This window comes from Lysobacter cavernae (assembly GCF_042648505.1).
Taxonomy (GTDB): Bacteria; Pseudomonadota; Gammaproteobacteria; order Xanthomonadales; family Xanthomonadaceae; genus Lysobacter_L; species Lysobacter_L cavernae.
On record NZ_JBHRXK010000029.1, the window covers coordinates 1 to 836 of the forward strand.

Consider the following 836-nt stretch of genomic DNA (forward strand, 5'->3'; position numbering starts at 1 on the left):
GCTCACATGCTGCGGGCAGAATCAGAAAAATAATTGCAAGCAGCCGTAAGAGTGTCATTGGGCCCTAACGCCTGAATTAAGCCGAGCCGCGAAGCGGCTTCGGCTTGAATGAATTGTTAGGGCGCAACTGGCTGAGATGTTCCGCGGCTTTGACCGCAACAACCGAGCTGTGCCCGAAGAGCTACGACACTACTGCAAGACTTGCCCGAATGCGCGCTACCTGTCGGCTTTACCCAGCCGGCTTGTTTCCCCGTCCCTCACTCAGGCGAGCACTACAAGCCGCCGCCAGCCGCCGCCGAATTCTTGCCCGGCGCGAGCCGCTTGATGTGGAGCAGGGCGATCCGGTGCGCAGCAATGACTAGCCCCGTACACAGCGCCGAAAATTGACCTTTCCAGTGCGCCCTAACGCCTGAATTAAGCCGACCCGCGAAGCGGGTTCGGCTTGAATGAATTGTTAGGGCGCAACTGGCTGAGACATTTCGCGGCTTTGACCGCAACAACCGAGCTGTGCCCGAAGAGCTACGACACTACTGCAAGACTTGCCCGAATGCGCGCTACCTGTCGGCTTTACCCGGCAAGCTTGTTTCCCCGTCCCTCACTCAGGCGAACACTACAAGCCGCCGCCAGCCGCCGCCGAATTCTTGCCTGGCGCGCATAGCAAGATGTGGAGCAGGGCGATCCGGTGCGCACCAATGACTAGCCCGTACGCAGCGCCTAAAAGCAAACTTTCCAGTGCGACCTAACGCCTGAGTTAAGCCGACCTGCGTAGTGGAGGTAAAAACATGGCAGGCTTTTTCTGCCATGTTTTTGCCGGAACGAAGCAGGTTCGGCTTGGA

1 protein-coding gene is annotated in these 836 nt (G+C 58.4%); it reads right to left on the reverse strand.

Features of this window, described 5'->3' with window-relative positions; all coding sequences use genetic code 11:
- Nucleotides 1-599 precede the first annotated feature (599 nt).
- On the reverse strand, nucleotides 600-836 hold a 237-nt coding region (locus ACFOLC_RS16115; RefSeq protein ID WP_386760285.1), incomplete at its 5' end, for a hypothetical protein.